This window comes from Arthrobacter sp. T572 (assembly GCF_056780115.1).
Genome location: NZ_JBRAZQ010000002.1, coordinates 1103984 through 1121829, shown reverse-complemented (window position 1 = coordinate 1121829; position 17846 = coordinate 1103984). Strand labels below are relative to the sequence as shown.

13 protein-coding genes are annotated in these 17846 nt (G+C 64.5%); 3 read left to right on the top strand and 10 right to left on the bottom strand.

Annotated elements, in window-relative coordinates; all coding sequences use genetic code 11:
* Positions 1–112: 112 nt before the first annotated feature.
* Positions 113–2530 carry a Tex family protein gene (locus ACUYMZ_RS06425; protein WP_481602482.1) on the bottom strand — a complete coding sequence of 806 codons (2418 nt, stop codon included), beginning with the start codon at positions 2528–2530 and terminating at the stop codon, positions 113–115.
* Between the two features lie 87 nt (positions 2531–2617).
* On the opposite strand from ACUYMZ_RS06425, the gene ACUYMZ_RS06420 reads away from it, so the two are divergent.
* The gene (locus ACUYMZ_RS06420) at positions 2618–2914 is read left to right on the top strand and encodes a hypothetical protein (RefSeq protein WP_426006298.1); all 297 of its coding nucleotides are present in this window, start codon (positions 2618–2620) and stop codon (positions 2912–2914) included.
* Positions 2915–2996: 82 nt separating this feature from the next.
* On the opposite strand, the gene ACUYMZ_RS06415 is transcribed toward ACUYMZ_RS06420, so the two are convergent.
* Positions 2997–3428 (bottom strand): CBS domain-containing protein, encoded by a 432-nt coding sequence (locus ACUYMZ_RS06415; protein WP_481602481.1) that lies wholly within the window; start codon positions 3426–3428, stop codon positions 2997–2999.
* 316 nt (positions 3429–3744) lie between these two features.
* Between ACUYMZ_RS06415 and ACUYMZ_RS06410 the strand changes: the two genes are divergently transcribed.
* Entirely contained in the window at positions 3745–6021 is a 2277-nt protein-coding gene (locus tag ACUYMZ_RS06410; RefSeq protein WP_481602480.1) for a hypothetical protein, read from the top strand.
* A gap of 107 nt (positions 6022–6128) precedes the next feature.
* Here ACUYMZ_RS06410 and ACUYMZ_RS06405 read toward each other — a convergent pair whose 3' ends face one another.
* Complete coding sequence (locus tag ACUYMZ_RS06405; protein WP_426006295.1) at positions 6129–6593, bottom strand: nucleoside deaminase; 465 nt, start codon at positions 6591–6593, stop codon at positions 6129–6131.
* Positions 6594–6692: 99 nt separating this feature from the next.
* Between ACUYMZ_RS06405 and ACUYMZ_RS06400 the strand changes: the two genes are divergently transcribed.
* Complete coding sequence (locus ACUYMZ_RS06400; RefSeq protein ID WP_481602479.1) at positions 6693–10256, top strand: TM0106 family RecB-like putative nuclease; 3564 nt, start codon at positions 6693–6695, stop codon at positions 10254–10256.
* A 120-nt stretch (positions 10257–10376) separates the two neighbouring features.
* Here the strand turns inward: ACUYMZ_RS06400 and ACUYMZ_RS06395 are convergent, their stop codons facing one another.
* From ACUYMZ_RS06395 to ACUYMZ_RS06365, 7 genes are all read right to left on the bottom strand, one after another.
* Entirely contained in the window at positions 10377–11144 is a 768-nt protein-coding gene (locus tag ACUYMZ_RS06395; RefSeq protein WP_481602478.1) for a triose-phosphate isomerase family protein, read from the bottom strand.
* A complete protein-coding gene (locus ACUYMZ_RS06390; protein WP_481602477.1) occupies positions 11141–12490 on the bottom strand; it encodes an MFS transporter in 1350 nt (449 codons plus the stop codon). Before ACUYMZ_RS06390 ends, ACUYMZ_RS06395 begins: the two co-directional genes overlap by 4 nt.
* Positions 12491–12691: 201 nt before the next feature.
* Positions 12692–13456 (bottom strand): SDR family NAD(P)-dependent oxidoreductase, encoded by a 765-nt coding sequence (locus tag ACUYMZ_RS06385; protein ID WP_442423847.1) that lies wholly within the window; start codon positions 13454–13456, stop codon positions 12692–12694.
* 19 nt (positions 13457–13475) lie between these two features.
* The gene (locus ACUYMZ_RS06380; RefSeq protein WP_481602476.1) at positions 13476–14444 is read right to left on the bottom strand and encodes a 3-hydroxyacyl-CoA dehydrogenase family protein; all 969 of its coding nucleotides are present in this window, start codon (positions 14442–14444) and stop codon (positions 13476–13478) included.
* 2 nt (positions 14445–14446) lie between these two features.
* Complete coding sequence (locus tag ACUYMZ_RS06375; RefSeq protein WP_426006288.1) at positions 14447–14929, bottom strand: ribose-5-phosphate isomerase; 483 nt, start codon at positions 14927–14929, stop codon at positions 14447–14449.
* Positions 14926–16680, bottom strand: coding sequence for a dihydroxyacetone kinase subunit DhaL (gene dhaL, locus ACUYMZ_RS06370; protein ID WP_481602475.1), 1755 nt, complete (start codon positions 16678–16680; stop codon positions 14926–14928). The genes ACUYMZ_RS06375 and dhaL overlap by 4 nt, the downstream gene beginning before the upstream one ends.
* Positions 16681–16685: 5 nt before the next feature.
* Positions 16686–17690 carry a sugar phosphate isomerase/epimerase family protein gene (locus tag ACUYMZ_RS06365; RefSeq protein WP_481602474.1) on the bottom strand — a complete coding sequence of 335 codons (1005 nt, stop codon included), beginning with the start codon at positions 17688–17690 and terminating at the stop codon, positions 16686–16688.
* Between the last annotated feature and the right edge of the window lie 156 nt (positions 17691–17846).

Sequence of the window (17846 nt, the reverse complement as noted above, 5' to 3'; positions counted from 1 at the left end):
CTCTGCCCGCCCTGCCCAACTAGGTCGCAGTTGTGCGCGTTTTGAGCACTCAAAACGCGCACAACTGCGACCTACTTGGGTGAGGGGTGGGAATCTGTGGGCTGGGGCGGCGCTATTTGCCGAGGCCGGCGCGTCGGAGGGCTTCGGCCATGGCCGTGTCCGCCGGCGCGGGACTGCCTTGGCGGGGGCTACCGGTGCGCGGGTTGCCCTGACCCTGCCGACGGTCGCCCTGCCTGTTGTCACCCTGCTTGCGCTGGCCCTGCCCACGCTGGCCATTCCCGCGCTGGCCGCTGTCACGTTCGCCTGCGCTCCGTCCACCGGCACCACGCCCGGCGGCACCGGGTTCGTCGTCGAGCCTCAACGTCAACGAGATGCGCTTGCGCTCCGGATCGGCTTCGAGCACCTTGACCCTTACCACCTGCCCGGACTTCACGATCTCGCGTGGATCGGAGACGAACTTGTTGGACAGGGCAGAAACGTGGACGAGTCCGTCCTGGTGTACGCCGACATCCACAAAGGCACCGAACGCGGCAACGTTGGTCACCGTACCTTCCAGGATCATGCCGGGCACCAGGTCCGAGATCTTCTCGATCCCCTCGGAGAACGAGGCTGCCTTGAAGGCAGGACGGGGGTCACGGCCGGGCTTTTCGAGCTCGGACATGATGTCCTTGACCGTCGGCAACCCGAAGGTTCCATCAACAAAAGCCTGCGGATCCAGGGACGTGGCTGGACCACCGCCGGCGGCAACCAGGATTTTCCGAGCGACTGAGTAGGCTTCCGGGTGAACGCTGGAGGCATCGAGCGGCTCTGCCCCGCCAGTGATCCGGAGGAATCCCGCGCACTGTTCAAACGCCTTGGCCCCCAGCCGGGGTACCTTCTTCAGGTCGCTGCGCTTGCCGAAGGGACCGTTCTCATTCCGGTAGGCCACGATGTTCTCGCTGAGCAGCGGACCAACACCTGCCACGCGGCTCAGGAGCGCCGGGGAGGCGGTGTTGACGTCCACGCCCACGGCATTCACGCAGTCTTCCACCACGGCATCCAGCGAACGGTCGAGCTTGGCCGCCGTGACATCGTGCTGGTACTGGCCCACGCCGATCGACTTGGGTTCGATCTTGACCAGTTCCGCCAAGGGATCCTGCAGGCGGCGCGCAATGGAAACCGCGCCGCGGAGCGAAACGTCCATGCCGGGAAGCTCGGAGGCAGCCAGTGCCGACGCGGAATACACGGATGCACCGGCCTCCGAGACCACCAGCTTCTGCACCCCTGGCATGCCTGCGGCATCGAGGGACTTGATGAGCTCCGTTGCCAGCTTGTCCGTTTCCCGCGAAGCTGTGCCGTTGCCGATAGCCACCAGTTCCACGCTGTGCTGCCTGGCCAAGCGTGCCAACGTGGCCAAAGCCTCGTCCCACTTCTTCGCGGGCGCGTGCGGATAGATGGTGTCCGTGGCAACCACTTTGCCCGTGCCGTCCACCACAGCCACCTTGACGCCGGTCCGGAGCCCGGGGTCGAGCCCCAGCGTGGCCCGGTTGCCGGCGGGAGCGGCCAACAGGACGTCCCGGAGGTTGGCAGCGAAGACACGGACGGCCTCATCCTCGGCGTCGGCGAAGAGACGACCGCGAAGGTCGGTGGTGAGCCGGTCCAGAATGCGTCCGCGCCACGCGAGCTGTGCCGTCTGTGTCAGCCACAGGTCAGCGGGGCGGCCCTGGTTGGCGACTCCAAGGCACTTGGCCACAGCGTTCTCGTACCTGGTGCGGGCGGCGGCCAGGGCGTCGTCGTCCGCGGGATCTGCCTCGGCGAGGTCCAACTCCAGGACACCGTCCTTTTCGCCGCGCAAGAGGGCAAGCACGCGGTGCGACGGCATTCCGGACGGGACCTGGGTGAAGTCGAAGTAGTCCTTGAACTTCTGGCCTTCGCTTTCCATCCCCTTCTTGACGCGGGACACCATGCGTCCCTGCTTCCACAGGCGTTCACGCAGGTCCTCAGCGAGGTCGGGATCCTGGGCCACGCGCTCCACCAGGATTGCCCGGGCGCCGGCGAGCGCTGCCGCAGAGTCCTCCACCGCGTGCTCTGCGTTGAGGTACTTGGCGGCTTCCGTCACGGGGTCCAACCGGGGGTTTGCCAGCAGCGCGTCGGCGAGCGGCTCCAGCCCGGCTTCGCGGGCTATCTGCGCTTTGGTGCGTCGCTTGGACTTGAAGGGCAGGTAAATGTCTTCCAGCCGCGCCTTGGTGTCTGCGACCACGACGGCGGCACGCAGTTCCGGGGTCAGCTTGCCTTGGGCTTCGATCGCTTCGAGGACGCTCTTGCGGCGTTCTTCAAGCTCCCGCAGGTAGCGGAGCCGTTCTTCCAGGTCCCGCAGTTGGGTGTCATCCAGCGTCCCGGTGGCTTCCTTACGGTAGCGGGCGATGAACGGAACGGTGGATCCGGCGTCGAGCAGTTCCACGGCGGCCTTGACCTGCCAGGCTTTGACACCAAGTTCCTTGGCGATCAGTTCATAGATGGCAGCGTCTGTGTGGAGTAGTTCAGTCACCATGACAGTTTGCCTTACCCGGCTGACAGTTTTCAGGTCGGGGCAGCACAGGGCCTATCCGGAACGGGGTCTTGGTGCTGTAGTTGGAGCATGCAGGAACTCCTGATCATCCTCCAGGACGGGTTCGAGTCCGATGACGTGTCGGTGACCGTCAACGGCAAGGAAGCCGTGTCCCAGCGGAACGTTTCCACCAAGATGCTGCTGGGCATGGCCGATGAATTGACAGTGGAGCTGCCGGCCAAGGGCGCCACCGTGGGCGTGGAGGTCAGCAGCAGGAATCTCAGCGCCACCAGGAAGCTGGCGGGAAAACCCAAGAGCCTGATCGTCTCCATCGAGGAAGGCGGGCTGGTGTTGCGTGAAGGAACGGGCCGCGAGGCGTTCCTCTGACGGGGAGCGCTTCGCGGCGGCTGGATTCATGGGTTTGGGCCGGATGGTTGACTGCCCCAGGGCCTCAACGACGGCGGACGCCTCAGTGGTGCATGTGCTCCTTGGCGGAGATGTGCTCCACCATCTCGCCCACGCGCTGTTCCGAGTAGTTCCTGGCGATGTCGCCCTGGCTGATGATGCCTACCAGCTTGTGGTCGCTGATGACAGGAAGCCGGCGCACCTGGTGCTCCTCCATCATGGAGATGGCCTCGTCAACGTTGGCGTCAGCGTCGATCCAGTAGGGCTTGCCGGTTGCGAGTTCGTTGGCACGGACTTCGCGTGCATCCTTGCCCTCGGCCAGGCACTTGACCACGATGTCGCGGTCGGTGATGAAGCCGGTGAGCTTGCCGTCCATGCCGCAGATCGGGAGTGAACCGCAGTCCAGATCCCTCATCATGCGGGCGGCTTCCTGGAGAGTCCTGTCTTCCGGGATACATTGGGCATCCGTTGTCATGAATTCGCGTACGACACTCATGGGTCCTCCTTCATCGATTGGGATTCATCGACGCGGGGTCCTTCGGCTCCTGCGCCGATACATGCCAGCCTACGCTTGGCTGCTACCGCTGACCAGCGGCCGGAACATCCCGGAGGGGAGAAAATTCCGCAACCCCTCTGGATATATTCCATTCGCTGGAGTATCCTCATTTTCGGGTTACTCACGGCTTCTGGGCACTGGCCATCCTTGACTCGTAAGGGCTTCCACATTCGCACCCCCTGCCCGGAACCGGCATGCCGCCTGAGCGAACTCCCAGGCGAACGCACATGTGATTCCAGCGCGAGAAAGAACCCCCATGGACTCCCCCAACGTCCCCGGATCCCAATTCACACCTGTCCCCGACGGCCCCCTTCCCGTACCGCCGCTCCCGCCGGTCCCACCGGGCCCTGGCCCCTTTCCCCTTCCTGATCCTTCGCCCCTGCCACCCGGTCCTGTTCCGTGGCCACCGGAAGACTGGTGGCGGTGCTGGCGGTCCACAGCAATCAGCGGCAGGTACGAAGGCCGCCAGGGAGGTGCTGCCCTGATCGGCAGTTCCCTGGATTTGCGCCTGGATATCGATCCACGAAGGAACCTGAAGGGCCCTGTCCTGAACAAAGTCAGCGGCGACTTCTACAGCACCCGGTTCGTCCGTGTGGGTGGGCGGTTCCAGCTGGTGAAGACGTATGTGGAATCGTGGATCGTGGACAGGCCGACGGTCAGCATCACCAGGTGCAACGCCCACATCACCGGAACTGTCCGCTACTGGAAAGGAACCCATCCGGCCACCACTGTGAAGATCGTGGTGTCCTGGTCGCAAGGCGCGATCACCGGGGCTGTGGCAACCTTCACCAGCGGGGGCACAGCGGGCCAGCCGTACGCCTGCGAGTACCGTTCGGACTGCTTCCGCGATATCAATCTTGAGTTGGATTACTGCGCCTCGGTGGATTCCGAGCCCAAGGTCCCCGTGTACAACACGCACCTCCACAACAACAGGCCGGCCGACCTTTCCAACCGCACCATCACGATCGAGTCCGCCTACCGCGACGCCGGAGTGGCGGTCACGGTGGATCCCGTCCACACGGTGATTGATGACAGTGCTGCCGGCTTCTCGTCCTGGAGCGTCGGTGAACTGCACGACGCCATGGAAACCTCGTTCGGCAAGTTCACCTCCGGCTGGCCGGCGTGGAACATGTGGGGCATCCAGGCCGGCATCTTTGACAATGCCGGGGTGGGTGGCATCATGTTCGACGCCGCCGCCGGTTTTGGCGGTGCCGGCCGCGGACCGGACAGGCAGGGCTTCGCAGTGTTCCGCAACCATTCGTGGTTCACCAACCTGGTGACCACCCCCACCACCCAGGACCAGGCATGGGCAATGCGCCACTTCCTGTACACCTGGGTCCACGAGGCCGGCCACGCCTTCAACTACCTGCACGCCTGGGACAAGGCGCGGCCCGATTCCCTCTCCTGGATGAACTACGACTGGAAGTACGACCAGCGCAACGGCGCAGATACGTTCTGGGGCAACTTCAGGTTCCGCTTCGACGACGACGAGTTGCTCCACCTGCGCCACGGGGATCGAGCCGCCGTGATCATGGGCGGCGATCCCTGGGCGTCCGGCGGGCACCTGGAATCTCCGGCCGGGTCCATGACGGTCTCCGGTCCCGGCAGCGATGTGGAATTGATGCTGTCCTCCAAGCCCCGTTTCGACTACATGGAGCCGGTGGCGATCGAATTCCGACTGAGGAACACCAGCGACGCTCCACTGCTGGTGGACGGGCGGCTTGATCCGCGTTTTGGAAATACCACCGTGTACGTGCAGAAGCCCAATGGCACCGTGGTGCTCCACGAATCCGTGGTGTGCTTCTACGGCCTTCCGGAACCGGTGACCCTGGCACCGGCGGGTGGGGACAGCGACGGCAGCGACCGGTACAGCGAATTGGTCCAGCTGGCTTTTGGCGTTGAAGGATTCGCCTTCGACGAGCCGGGCCAGTACCTGGTCAGGGCCGTGTACTCCACTGACGGCATCGTCCAGGCGTCGAACACCTTGCCTCTGCGCGTTGGTTTCCCTGTCACCCGGGAAGAGGACCGCTTCGCTCCTGAGTTCTTCACCCGCGAGGTCGGTCTCACCCTCGCTTTCGAAGGGTCCATGTCCCCGTACCTCAGCAAGGGGCTGGATACCCTGACCGAGGCAGCCGAGCGTTTCGGCGGCGAGCCTTTGGGCGTCAAGGCCGCGACCGCCGTCGCGCAGTCCGTGGGAGACGACTTCTACCGCCGGAAGGAAGCAAAGCTGGTCAAGCACCACAGCGCCGACCCGGAACGGGCACTTGCCCTGACCGACCCGGGGCTTGCCAGCTACCGGGAAGGCGGAGGCGCGGCGAACAACCTCGCCTACCGGAACCTGGTGGAGCTGCGGACCGGATTGCATGTCATGGCGGACGATGCTGCTGCAGCGAAGTCCGAGGTGGAGAAACTGGCCAAGGACCTGGGCAGCCGGGGTGCCAACCCCGCCGTGGTGGCCCAGGTCAAAGAACTGATCCCTTCCACTCCGGCGGCCCGTTCCCGCCGGTCGGCTCCAGGGAAGCCTGCCAAATAGTCGTCGGATGACTCTTTGACATGTGGCTCCCAGCAGCCGGCGACGGCGGCACCCCGCCCTTGGTGCCGCCGTCGCACCTTTACCGCTGGTCTTCCACGCGATGGCCGCTACTCGGCGATGTCCTCCGCCCACAGTTCGGGGCGTTCGCGCTGGAAGGTCCGCATCATGTCCACGCACCGGGGGTCGTTGAGGACCAGCACCTCAACGCCTCTGGAGCGCAGGAGGTCGAATTCGCCGGGGAAGGTCTCAGCCTCCCCCACCACGACGCGCGGGATCTTGAACTGGATAATGGTCCCGGTACACATGGCACAGGGAGCCAGCGTGGTGTAGAGGGTTGTGTCCCTGTAGCTCTTTTGACGCCCCGCTGCCCGCAGGGCTGACATCTCGCCGTGGGCGATCGGGTCGCCGTTCTGTACGCGCTCGTTGTGGCCGCTGGCGATAATTTCACCGCCGCGCGCCAAAGCGGCTCCGATCGGGATGCCGCCTTCCCGCAGGCTCTTCTGTGCTGCCTCAAAAGCTGCCTCGAAAGCTGCTTCGAAGGCGGGGTCCGTAGTGTGGGTTCCTTGCGTCATGGGGGCAGTCTAGAGGCACCGCACGCTAAAAACGTCGGTGGCCGCTGATAGCTTGGCTGCAAGGGTTTCAGCTTTGCTCAGCGATTGGAGTAGGTCACCGTGTTCTTCCTCGATCCGGAGACACCGGGCGCGCCGCAGGACCTGGTCTATTCGGCCAGCGACCTCGTCATAGCTGCCACCTGCGAGTACCAGCTGCTGCGCACACTGGACGTGAAACTGGGACGCTCGCCAGCCCCGGATTTCGCCAAGGACGCCATGCTGGAACGCACCGCCAAGCTGGGCGACGTCCACGAGCGTAAGGTTTTGGACGACTTCATCGCCGAGTTCGGGCCTTGGGATGCGGCTACTGGAAAAGGCGTGTACGACGTCGTTCCCGCCTCCGCGATGGACCGCGCCAGCCTTTCGGCCAAGCACGCGGAATCCATCGACGCCCTGCGGTCCGGGGCGGACATCGTATTCCAGGCTGCGTTCTTCGACGGACAATTCCACGGACGCTCCGACTTCCTGGTCAGGAAACCGGGCGGCACATACGCTGTGTTCGACACCAAACTGGCCCGGCACGCCAAGGTCACTGCGTTGCTGCAGTTGGCAGCTTATGGCGATCAGCTCCTCAAGGCCGGGATCACGCCTGACCCGACCGTGACGTTGGTCCTGGGCAACCGGGTCCACTCGGACCACCCTTTGTTGGAGATCCTGCCTGTTTTCCGGGAACGCCGGGACCGGTTCCTCAGGATGACAGCTGAGCATGTTGCCGCGCCCGGCCCGGTCCAGTGGGGAGATCCCCGCTACACCGCGTGCGGCCGCTGTGATTTCTGTGCCGAGCAGGTCCTGCTGCATCGAGACCTTCTGATGGTGGCGGGCATGCGCCTGAGCCGGAGGAAGAAGCTGATCGAGTCCGGCGTCACCACCATCGACCAACTGGCGGCCCTTCCCCAGGAGGGTGACCACACCCTCCTGCGGCTCCGCGAACAGGCCCAGCTCCAGACCGGCACCGGGAATCCGGACGGAACGGTCAACTACACGGACAAAGCGGGTACGGCCAAGACCGTGAGCTACAAGATCCTGCCGGACAACACCCTGGGCAGGCTGCCCGATCCTGATCCGGGAGATATCTTCTTCGACTTCGAAGGCGACCCCCTCTGGCAGGACCCGGTGACCGGCAAATGGGGACTGGAGTACTTGTTCGGGGTCATCGAAAACCCCACCGAACCCGGGGCAATACCAGTGTTCCGGCCGTTCTGGGCGCACTCCCGGCCTGAAGAGGGGCAAGCCTTCGTCGACTTCCTGGACTACGTTGCCAAGCGCCGGGCGCAGTACCCTGGCATGCACATCTACCACTACGCCGCCTACGAGAAAACCGCCCTTCGGAACCTGTCACTGACACATGTGGTGGGTGAGGCCGCCGTCGACGACCTCCTGCGCCAGGGCGTCCTCGTGGACCTGTATGACACCGTCCGGCACAGCCTCCGGGTGTCGGAGAACTCCTACAGCATCAAGAAACTCGAGCCCCTGTATATGGGCCGGCACTTGCGGTCCGGTGACGTGACCGACGCCGGCGCCTCCGTGGTTGCCTACGCCGACTACTGCACGGCACGGGACACCGGACAAGCGGAGCAGGCGGCAGCCATCCTGGAAAGCATCCGCGATTACAACGAGTACGACTGCCTCTCCACGCTGGAGCTAAGGAACTGGTTGCTGGCACGGGCTGCGGAGCGGGGCATTGTTCCCGCTGGGGCTGATGCCGCGTCGGAGGATTACGGGCCCCCACCGGAGGAGGACAAGTACCAAGCCGCACCGGAGGAACAGGCGCTGTTCCACTACCTTGACGGGTTGCCGGAGGACCAGCGTGCCTCAACGGATGCGCGGGCCATTGCCATCGTGGCAGCAGGGGTTGGGTATCACCGCCGGGAGGACAAACAGTACTGGTGGGGCCATTTTGATCGCCTTGAGAAACCCACCTCGCAGTGGGAGGACGGGCGGGATTTGTTCATTGTGGACCACGCTGAGGTAGTGAAGGACTGGGCCAAGCCAAGCCCCCGCAAACAGCCGGCAAGGATCGTCAAGCTAGTTGGCCGTTCCGGGGACGGTGCCGGGCTGGAGCCGGGCAAGACCTACTTCCGCATGTACGGCCCTCCCCTGCCCGACGCTTTGGCGGCCAAGGAATCCGCAGCGCTCGGCAGGGCGGGGTGGAACAACACAGAGGTCCTCGAAGTAGGCGACGAAGGGGACCTGGAGTCGGTCACCATCTGCGAGCCCCTCCGCAAAGACTCAGCAGAATTCAACCAGCTTCCCATGGCACTGACGCCGGACAGTCCCATACCCACCACCGGCCAAAAGGCCGCGTTGGCCGCTCTGGCCACCCGCCTGCGTAGCACCCTGCCGGAGTGGCCGGACCACCCTGGGCTGGATCTGGTCCGTAGGAAGCCACCCAGGCTGCGCACGCTAAGCGAGTTGCCGCCGGTACCATCCGGACCGGACGGCTACATCGAAGCGATCACGGCAGCCGTCAAGGATTTGGACAACTCCTACCTTGCCGTGCAGGGACCTCCGGGCAGCGGGAAGACCTACGTGGGGGCCCACGTTTTGGCCCGGCTGGTGGCTGACGGTTGGAAAGTGGGCGTCGTGGCGCAATCACACGCCGTGGTGGAACATATGCTCTGCGCTGCCGTGGAGAAAGCCGGCGTCGATCCGCAGAGGGTGGCCAAGGAGGTCAAACACCACGACCCCCTGCCGTGGACGCAATGCGCCAAGGCCGACGTTCAGGAAGCCCTCTCCAGGCCGGGCGGCGCACTGATCGGTGGAACCGCGTGGACCATGGTGGGAAGCTCCGTCCCCGCAGGTTCGTTGGACTTGCTGGTCATCGACGAGGCCGGGCAATTCTCGCTCGCCAATACCATGGCCGTGAGCCGCGCCGCCAAGCGCCTCCTGCTGTTGGGCGATCCCCAGCAACTGCCTCAGGTTACCCAGGGAACACATCCCGAGCCGGTTGATGAATCCGCTTTGGGCTGGCTCTCGGACGGCTACAACACCCTGCCACCGGAGCTCGGCTACTTCCTGGCACTCTCGTGGCGGATGCATCCTGCGCTGTGCGATGCCGTGTCCGCCCTGTCCTACGATGGCCGGCTCGAGGCGGCACTGGCTGCGTCAAAGCGACACCTCGACGCTGCACAGCCCGGGCTTTCGTGCGTCTATGTACACCACACCGGCAACTCCACGTCATCCCCGGAAGAGGCCGCAGAGGTGGTGCGCCAGGTGCAAGCCCATGTGGGCCTCACGTGGCTGGATCCCTCCGAAGAGGAAGCCGCCCCACGCCCCCTCTCCGAGACTGACATTCTGGTGGTCGCGGCCTACAACGCCCAGGTACAACTCATCAAGCACCAGCTCCGTGCCGCCGGGCTCGGCGCAGTCCGGGTGGGAACGGTGGACAAATTCCAGGGCCAGGAGGCTCCGGTGGTCATCGCGTCCATGGCCGCTTCGGCGGCCGGCGAAGTTCCGCGGGGCATGGAATTTCTTCTCTCCCGCAACCGGATCAACGTGGCGGTGTCGCGCGGGAAGTGGCGTGCCGTCGTCGTGCGTTCACCCGAACTGACCAACTACCTGCCCACACATCCCGAAGGCCTGGAGAACCTGGGCGGCTTCATCGCCCTCTGCCAGCGCGCCTAAGTACCCAAGTAGGTCGCACTTGTGCGCGTTATGAGGGCTCAAAACGCGCACAAGTGCGACCCAGTTGGGAGAACGGGGGCTGGTTGGGAGAACGGGGGCTAGCTTGGGGAAACGCGGGGCCTAGCTGGGGAGGGCCAGGGCTTCGTCCAGCACGCGGCCGAAGTTCAGGGGATCGTGCGCGAAGCGGCCCAGGAACAGCCCCGAAACCCCGTCCAGCTGAGGAAGGAGCCCAGGCTTGGCAGAGCCCCCATAGATGATGGGCAGCCCGGCCAGGTCCTGCGGGGCCAGCAGGCCACGCAGCCGCGACACCACATCAGAGACGAACTGCGCCGAAGCAGGTTCCGCAGCACCGATGGCCCATACAGGTTCATAGGCAACAGCCAGTTTCCCGGCGAGGGACCAGTCGCCGGACACTGCCGATTCAATCTGCCCGAACACAAAGGCCGCGGCTTCAGCCGGAGGCACCCGTTCGGTCTCCCCGACGCACAGCAAGGGAGTGAGACCATGCTCGACGGCGGCACGCACCTTGAGTGCGATCATCGCCTCGGACTCGCCGAACCAGCGCCGCCGCTCGGCATGCCCGATTTCAACAAGGCCCACCCCCAGCTCGGCCAGCATCGACGGGGAAACTTCGCCCGTCCAGGGCCCGTCCTCCCACCCGCAGTTCTGCGCACCGAGCACCAGGGGCGTACCGGCCACCACGTCGGACGCGTCCGGCAGCACGGGGAAGGACGGGATGACAAACGGGACTACCCGTCCGGCCGCGAGGGCCGGACGGGCGTCCACTTCTTTCACCAGGTGTCGCAACCACGCCAGGGATTGCGCGTAGCCGAGGTACATCTTGGTGCTGACCCCGATGTACTGGGTCCCGCTTTTGAGGAATGTCACTTGCCCAGCAGCTCGTCGGCCTTGTTGCTGAACGCGCGCGTTCCGAACATCATCACTGCGGCGACGAACGGCAGGATACCCAGCGCGTAGACGCCCATGGTTCCTGTGTCTGAGGCCGTGACCTGGTTGACCGTGGTCCGGAGGATCGGAGCCACGAAACCGCCCAGGTTGCCCAGGGAGTTGATCAGGCCGATGCCCGCAGCGGCAGCAGTACCGGTGAGGAACGCCGTCGGGTAGGACCAGCAGATGGGGCCGGTGGACAGGAAGCTGCACACGGCGAGGGTGATGAAGATGATGCCCACCGCCGGGAGGTGGTTGGCGCCGGCCCACGCGGAACCGAAGATGCAGATTCCGGTGGAGACGAAGAGTGCCGTGCCCCAGCGGCGGCGCCGCGCCACAGTGTTGGCGGCCTTGCCGATGAAGTAGCAGGCAAAGATGCCAAAGAACCACGGGATGGCGGCCAGGAGCCCGACGGCGAGCCCCACCTTTTGTCCCGTCAGCTGGGCGACCTGCTGCGGAAGGTAGAACGTGACACCGTACACCGCAACCTGCAGGCAGAAGTAGATCACGGTGAAGTACCAGACGCGGCCGTTCCGCATGGACGCCAGGACGCCGCGCGGGCCGGATTCTTCCTTGACGGTGTCTTCCAGCGCCATGACGTCGGTCAGGGCTTTCTTCTCTTCCTTGCTGAGGAACTTGGCGTCCTGCGGGCTGTTGATGAGGAAGAAGTAGGCGGCGATGCCGGCAACGACAGCCAGCATGCCTTCAACGAAGAACATGACCTGCCATCCGGCGACGCCGGGCACCTGGTCGCCGATGTTGATCAGCCATCCGGACAGCGGTGCACCCATCATCTGGGAGAAGGGCTGTGCCAGGTAGAAGATGGCGAACATCTTGACGCGGACCTTGTTGGGGAACCAGGCAGCAAGGAACATGATGACGCCGGGGAACAGTCCGGCCTCGGTGACACCGAGCAGGAAACGCAGGATCACGAAGGACGTCTCACCCTGGACGAACGCGAAGCAGGCAGAAACAATGCCCCAGGTCACGGCGATGCGGGCAAGCCACACCTTGGCGCCGAACTTGGTGAGCAGCAGGTTGCTGGGAATCTCGAACAGGGCATACCCGATGAAGAAGATCCCGGCACCCAGGGCGTAGGCGCCCGCTGTGATGCCCCGGTCTACTTCCAGCGCGGCCTCCGCGAAGCCAACGTTGGTGCGGTCAAGGAAGGCCACGATGTACAGGATGACAAGCATGGGCATCAGCCGCAGCGATGCCTTGGAAATGGCCGATTTCAGGACCGGCGTTTCCAGCAACTCCTTGGTGGAATTGGTGGCAACAGACATTGAAACTCCTCTTTGAGTAACCACAGGGGTAGTCAGTTTGTGGTGAAGCTGCCGCGCCAGGGCAGCACAAAGCCAGGCAGGGCCTTTGGCAGGGGTGAATCAGCGCGGGAAGAAAATGAGCACGAGGCCCACGGCGCAGGCAAGGACGCCCACGGCAAGGTAGATCTTGCGTTCTCTTGTCCAGGTCCGCATGGTCTGCGCCTAGTGCATGTACAGACCGCCATCCACATTCAGCGTCTGGCCGGAGATGTATCCGGCGTCCTCGCTGATGAGGAAGGCGATGGCTGCGGCGATGTCACGGGTGGAACCGACCCGGTTCACCACGAGGTCCTTGACGAGTTCGTCCTTGCGTTCCTCGCTCAAGGTTCCGCCCATGATGTCGGTATCGATCGGGCCGGGTGAGATCGCGTTGACGGTGATGTCGTACTCTCCCAGTTCCCGTGCCGTTGCGCGGGTCAGGCCGATGACGCCTGCCTTCGCCACTGAGTACGGGGTCTTGGAGAACGTGCCACCGCCGCGCTGCGCGGAGACGGAGGAGATGTTGACGATGCGGCCGATGCCGTTCTTGACCATGGATTCGGCTGCGCGCCGGGTAGCGAAGTGCACGCCGTTGAGGTTGATGCTGAGCACGCGGTCCCATTCGGCGGGTTCGAGTTCCAGGTAGCCGATGGGCGAGCTGACGCCGGCAACGTTGGCCAACGCCACGATCTGCGGCAGTTCGGCTTCCAGTTCGTCGATGGCGGCGCGGACCTCGGCTTCACTGGCCACGTTGGCCCCCACGCCGTGCGCCTGGACACCGTACTCGGCGGCGATTTCCTTGGCTGCAGCCTTGCACGCGGCGTCGTCAAGGTCGATGATGCCGATGTTCCAGCCCTGCGCGGCAAGGTAGTTGACGGTTGCGCGGCCGATGCCACGCTCCGAGACAGCTCCCGTAACGACAGCTGTCCGTGATGCGGGGAAAGTCATGCGTTTTCTCCTGTAAGTGTTAGTTGATCGGTGCCGGGCCAAGCTCTTCAATGAGCTTCTGCATGGCCACATACGCCTTGTTGCGGTAAGCGATAAGTTCCGGCGTGCGCTCGGCCGGAACGTTGAGGAATCCAGCGCCGGTCTTGGTGCCGAGCTTGCCGGCTTCCACCAGGTCGGACAGGATCTTCGGCGTCGCAAAGCGTTCCGGGAACCCGGTCTGCAGCGACTTGTAGCAGAAGTTGTAGACATCCAGGCCGGCCATGTCCGCGATGGCGAACGGACCAAAGAACGGCAGGCGGAAGCCGAACGTCGTACGGACCAGGGTGTCGACGTCGTCCGCTGTTGCGATCCCCTGCTCCACCAGCTGCGCGGCTTCGTGGAACAGCGCGTACTGCAGCCGGTTCAGGACGAATCCGGTGACGTCCTTCACCACGGCGGTCTGCTTGCCGGCCGCGTGCACCAGGTCCCGCGATGCGGACACTGTTTCCACGGAGGTTCCGGCGTGCGGAATGATTTCGACGCCGGGGATGAACGGCGACGGATTGGAGAAGTGAACGCCCAGGAACCGTTCCGGACCCGTGACTGCCTCAGCCAGAGCGGCAATGGAGATCGTGGACGTATTGGAACCGATCAGCGCGTCCGGCTTGGCCGCAGCGCTGATCCTGGCCAGGGTGGCGTGCTTGATCGCAAGCACCTCTGGAACGGCTTCCTCAATGAAGTCGGCGTCGGCAACGGCTTCTTCGATATCTTTGGCGGCCCACAGGTTCTGCTTCAGGATCTCGGTGGAGCCCGCCGGGAACAAACCGTCGGCGATGAACTGGTCGGACTCTTCCAACAAGCGGTCGTAGTTCTTCTGCGCTACTTCGGCGGACACGTCTGCCAGCGCCACGCGCGCGCCACCGAGCGCCAGCACCTGGGCGATCCCGCCGCCCATGTAGCCGGATCCTACGACGGCGATCTTCCGGGCTTGGTTTTCTGTTGACGTCATGGTCAGACTGCCTTCGTGTAGTCGGGTTCGTAGGAGCAGATCGCGTCTACCTTCGCGGCGGACGCAGAGTTCTGGTCGAAGCGGTGATCGAGCCATTCACCCACGAGCTTCTTGGCCAGTTCAAGGCCAATCACCCGCTGGCCGAGGGTAAGGACTTGGGCGTTGTTGCTCAGTACGGAGCGTTCCACAGAGTAGCTGTCGTGGGCTGTCACCGCACGGATGCCAGGGACCTTGTTGGCCGCGATGGCCACACCCAGGCCGGTACCGCAAATCAACAAGGCACGGTCGGCTTCTCCTTCGGCCACCTTGCGTGCGGCATCGACGGCGACGTGCGGGTAGGCGGTGGAGTCATTCGCCCCAACGCCCACGTCCGTCACGGAAGCTACGCGGGGATCGGCTTCAAGCAACGCTTTCAAGGCGTTCTTGTACTCGACGCCTGCCTCGTCATTGCCGACGACGATCCGCCAGCCTTCGGTTGTACTCATGCTTCTGCTCCGTTTCCGGCCGGTGCCGTGAAGGCGGCAGGGGCCAGTTGTGAATCGATGAATTGCGAGATACGTGCCGCGATCAGTCCAAAGGAAACCGCTCCGGGGTCCGGGTGGCCGAGGCTCTTCTCCGCCAGTGGACGGGCGCGGCCCTTGAGGGGGCGCAGGTCCGCGGTTGCCGCGGCAGCGGACTCCGCCGCAGCGGCGGCCACTGCCAGGGCCCGGTCAACCGGGGCACCGCCGTCGAGCTCTGCCAGGAAGGTGTCGCGGAACGGCAGCAGGGCGTCCACCATGGTCTTGTCCCCGGTGTCAGCCTTGCCCAGTTCGGTGATGGCGTTGGCGAATGCGGATACGGCTGCCCGGGCGTCGGCTGCTGCGTAGGACTCCCGGTTGCCGAGCGCCTGCCCCGCAGCGATGACGGCCGAACCCCACAGCGCACCGGACGTTCCGCCGGCCCTTTCGCTCCAGGCTTCACCGGCTTCCAGAAGCACCCGCGCGACCGACGCACCGGATGCTGCCTGAGCGGCAGCGGCCGCAGCGTCCACGCCCCGGCGCATGCCGATGCCGTGGTCACCGTCGCCGGCGATCGCGTCCAGCTTGCCGAGTTCGTCCTCATGTTCGACGACGACGTCCCTCACCTGCGCGAGCACGGCCACCGCCTGCCGCCCGAGGTCAGCCGCGGCTTCGGTGGGCTGTTCGCTCTCGGAGGTTTCGGCGTCGTCCGCCAACGCAGCGGTGCGGGGTGCGCGAGGTGCCATGCTTCCCTTGCGGAAGGCGGGGGTGTCGGCGGGCGCGGACCAGTACTGCTCCAGTTCGTCATCCAGCCACAGCAGCGTCAGCGACAAACCGGACATGTCCAGGCTGGTGACCAGCTCGCCGCATTCAGGCTCCACAACCTTGAGGCCGGCTGCGGTGAGGAGCTTCTCGATTTTGCCGAACAGCAGGAAGAGTTCGTCGTACTTAACCGTACCCAGCCCGTTGACGATCGCCACCACACGGTCACCTGCGTCGTCCGGCTTGTCCGCGAGGAGCCTGGAGACCAGGAGATCAGCAAGCTCGGAAGCTGTGGGCATGGGGTGCTCTGAGATGCCGGGTTCGCCGTGGATCCCCAGGCCGAGCGACATCTGGCCGGTGGGAACGTGGAACAGCGGGTCCTTGGCGCCCGGCAACGTGCAGCCGTCAAAGGCCACACCGAGCGAGCGCGTGCGGTAGTTGGTCTTGATGGCCAAACGCTCGACGTCGTCGAGGTTCAGTCCCGCTTCTGCTGCGGCTCCGGCAATCTTGAACACGGTGAGGTCGCCGGCGATGCCGCGGCGCTTCTCGATCTGGTCGAGGGGTGCGCTGGCGATGTCGTCCGTGACCAGGACAGTGCGGGTCTCGATGCCCTCGGCGTTGAGCCGGAGCTGCGCCTGGCCAAAGTGGAGGACGTCGCCGGCGTAGTTGCCGTAGCTCAGCAGCACTCCCCCGCCTGCATTGGAAGCCTTGGCCACGCGGTACACCTGGCCGGCTGCGGGAGAGGCGAACATGTTGCCGCACGCCGAGCCTGCCGCGATACCAGGGCCCACCAAGCCGGCGAAGGCCGGATAGTGTCCCGAACCGCCGCCGATCACCAACGCGACCTGGCCTGCGGGGATTTCCGTCGAGCGGACCACGCCGCCGTCAACACGGGCAACGTAGCTGCGGTTGGCGGCCACGAAGCCGTCCAGTGCCTCATCGGCAAAGTCCGCCGGGTTGTCGAAGATCTGAGTCATGGCGGTCAGACTCCGGCGAACTCGGAGGTGGCGGGCTGCTGGCGTCCTTGGGCCACCTTGCTCTGGCCCAGCGCGTAGCCGTCCTTCTTGGGGAGGATGTGGCGGCGCAGGTAGTCCTGGTTGCTGGCCGTGACGCTGAGACCGTCGCCGCCGTAGTGCTCTACGCAGAGGATGCCTTGGAAGCCCACGGAGAGAGCGAACTTGAACGCCTCGCGGTAGTTGATCAGGCCGCTCTCCATGGGGGACGGCATGGCGATGTAGCTGTCGCGGGCCACGTCTTCGTCGCGGATGTAGTTCTTCATGTGCCAGTAGTTGGAGTACGGCAGGGTCTTGTGGACCAGTTCACGCCAGTCCTCGATGGGCCGGTGCAAACGGATCAGGTTGCCGAGGTCCGGGTTGAGGCCCACATTGTCAAGGCCAATATCCTGAACGAGCTGCACGGACGAGTCGCCGGTGCCCAGGAAGGTGTCCTCGTACATCTCCAGCGAAATCAGGATGCCGGCCTCGGCTGCGTGGCGGCCAAGTTCGCGGATGCGGGTGACGGCGTTGTTCCAGGCTTCCTTGTCTCCGACCGGATCCTTGTAGCCCTCAACGGTCCAGAACCACAGCTGCTTCTGCTGTTCCGGCGTGATGGCCTGGTGCAGGCCGAAGGAGACGACTTCGCAGCCAAGTTCCGCAGCGGCATCGATGGTGCGGTGGCTATAGGCAAGGTTGTCAGCCCAGTCCTGCTGGTGGATGACGCTGCGGCGGATCGCCGAGATGACGGGAACGCCGATGCCCACCTCTTTTGCCGTGTGCTTGAACTCTGCGAGGCGCTCCTTGCTGAGGTCGCCCGGGCGGACCCAGCTGTCGGTGAGGTCCGCGTTCGCGAAACCTGCGTCCTTGACTTCCTGGAGGACTGCAGCCCAAACGGAAGCATCGGCGTCGTTGACCTGCTGGCCCGAGGCATCCGTGCCCGGGAACTGCAGGAGGGCCGCGGTGATGGGCCAGTTTTCGGCGGTGTACGCCATGAGTAATCACTCCTTCGGGCAATCCTGTTTCCTATAGGATTTACGAATCAAGGCAAGCTGTCAACCCTTTGCTGGAAACTTCCTAGATCCTATATGTCTTACATATGCTTGTGAAGAGGGTCACGGCGTGGGGTCGTTTGCTGCGCATCTCCTACC

Coding starts and splice junctions, on each gene's coding strand:
- ACUYMZ_RS06375 (WP_426006288.1), bottom strand. CDS start 14,929: ATGAGTACAACCGAAGGCTGGCGGATCGTCGTCGGCAATGACGAGGCA.
- ACUYMZ_RS06380 (WP_481602476.1), bottom strand. CDS start 14,444: ATGACGTCAACAGAAAACCAAGCCCGGAAGATCGCCGTCGTAGGATCC.
- ACUYMZ_RS06420 (WP_426006298.1), top strand. CDS start 2,618: ATGCAGGAACTCCTGATCATCCTCCAGGACGGGTTCGAGTCCGATGAC.
- ACUYMZ_RS06385 (WP_442423847.1), bottom strand. CDS start 13,456: ATGACTTTCCCCGCATCACGGACAGCTGTCGTTACGGGAGCTGTCTCG.
- ACUYMZ_RS06415 (WP_481602481.1), bottom strand. CDS start 3,428: ATGAGTGTCGTACGCGAATTCATGACAACGGATGCCCAATGTATCCCG.
- ACUYMZ_RS06365 (WP_481602474.1), bottom strand. CDS start 17,690: ATGGCGTACACCGCCGAAAACTGGCCCATCACCGCGGCCCTCCTGCAG.
- ACUYMZ_RS06410 (WP_481602480.1), top strand. CDS start 3,745: ATGGACTCCCCCAACGTCCCCGGATCCCAATTCACACCTGTCCCCGAC.
- dhaL (WP_481602475.1), bottom strand. CDS start 16,680: ATGACTCAGATCTTCGACAACCCGGCGGACTTTGCCGATGAGGCACTG.
- ACUYMZ_RS06405 (WP_426006295.1), bottom strand. CDS start 6,593: ATGACGCAAGGAACCCACACTACGGACCCCGCCTTCGAAGCAGCTTTC.
- ACUYMZ_RS06390 (WP_481602477.1), bottom strand. CDS start 12,490: ATGTCTGTTGCCACCAATTCCACCAAGGAGTTGCTGGAAACGCCGGTC.
- ACUYMZ_RS06425 (WP_481602482.1), bottom strand. CDS start 2,530: ATGGTGACTGAACTACTCCACACAGACGCTGCCATCTATGAACTGATC.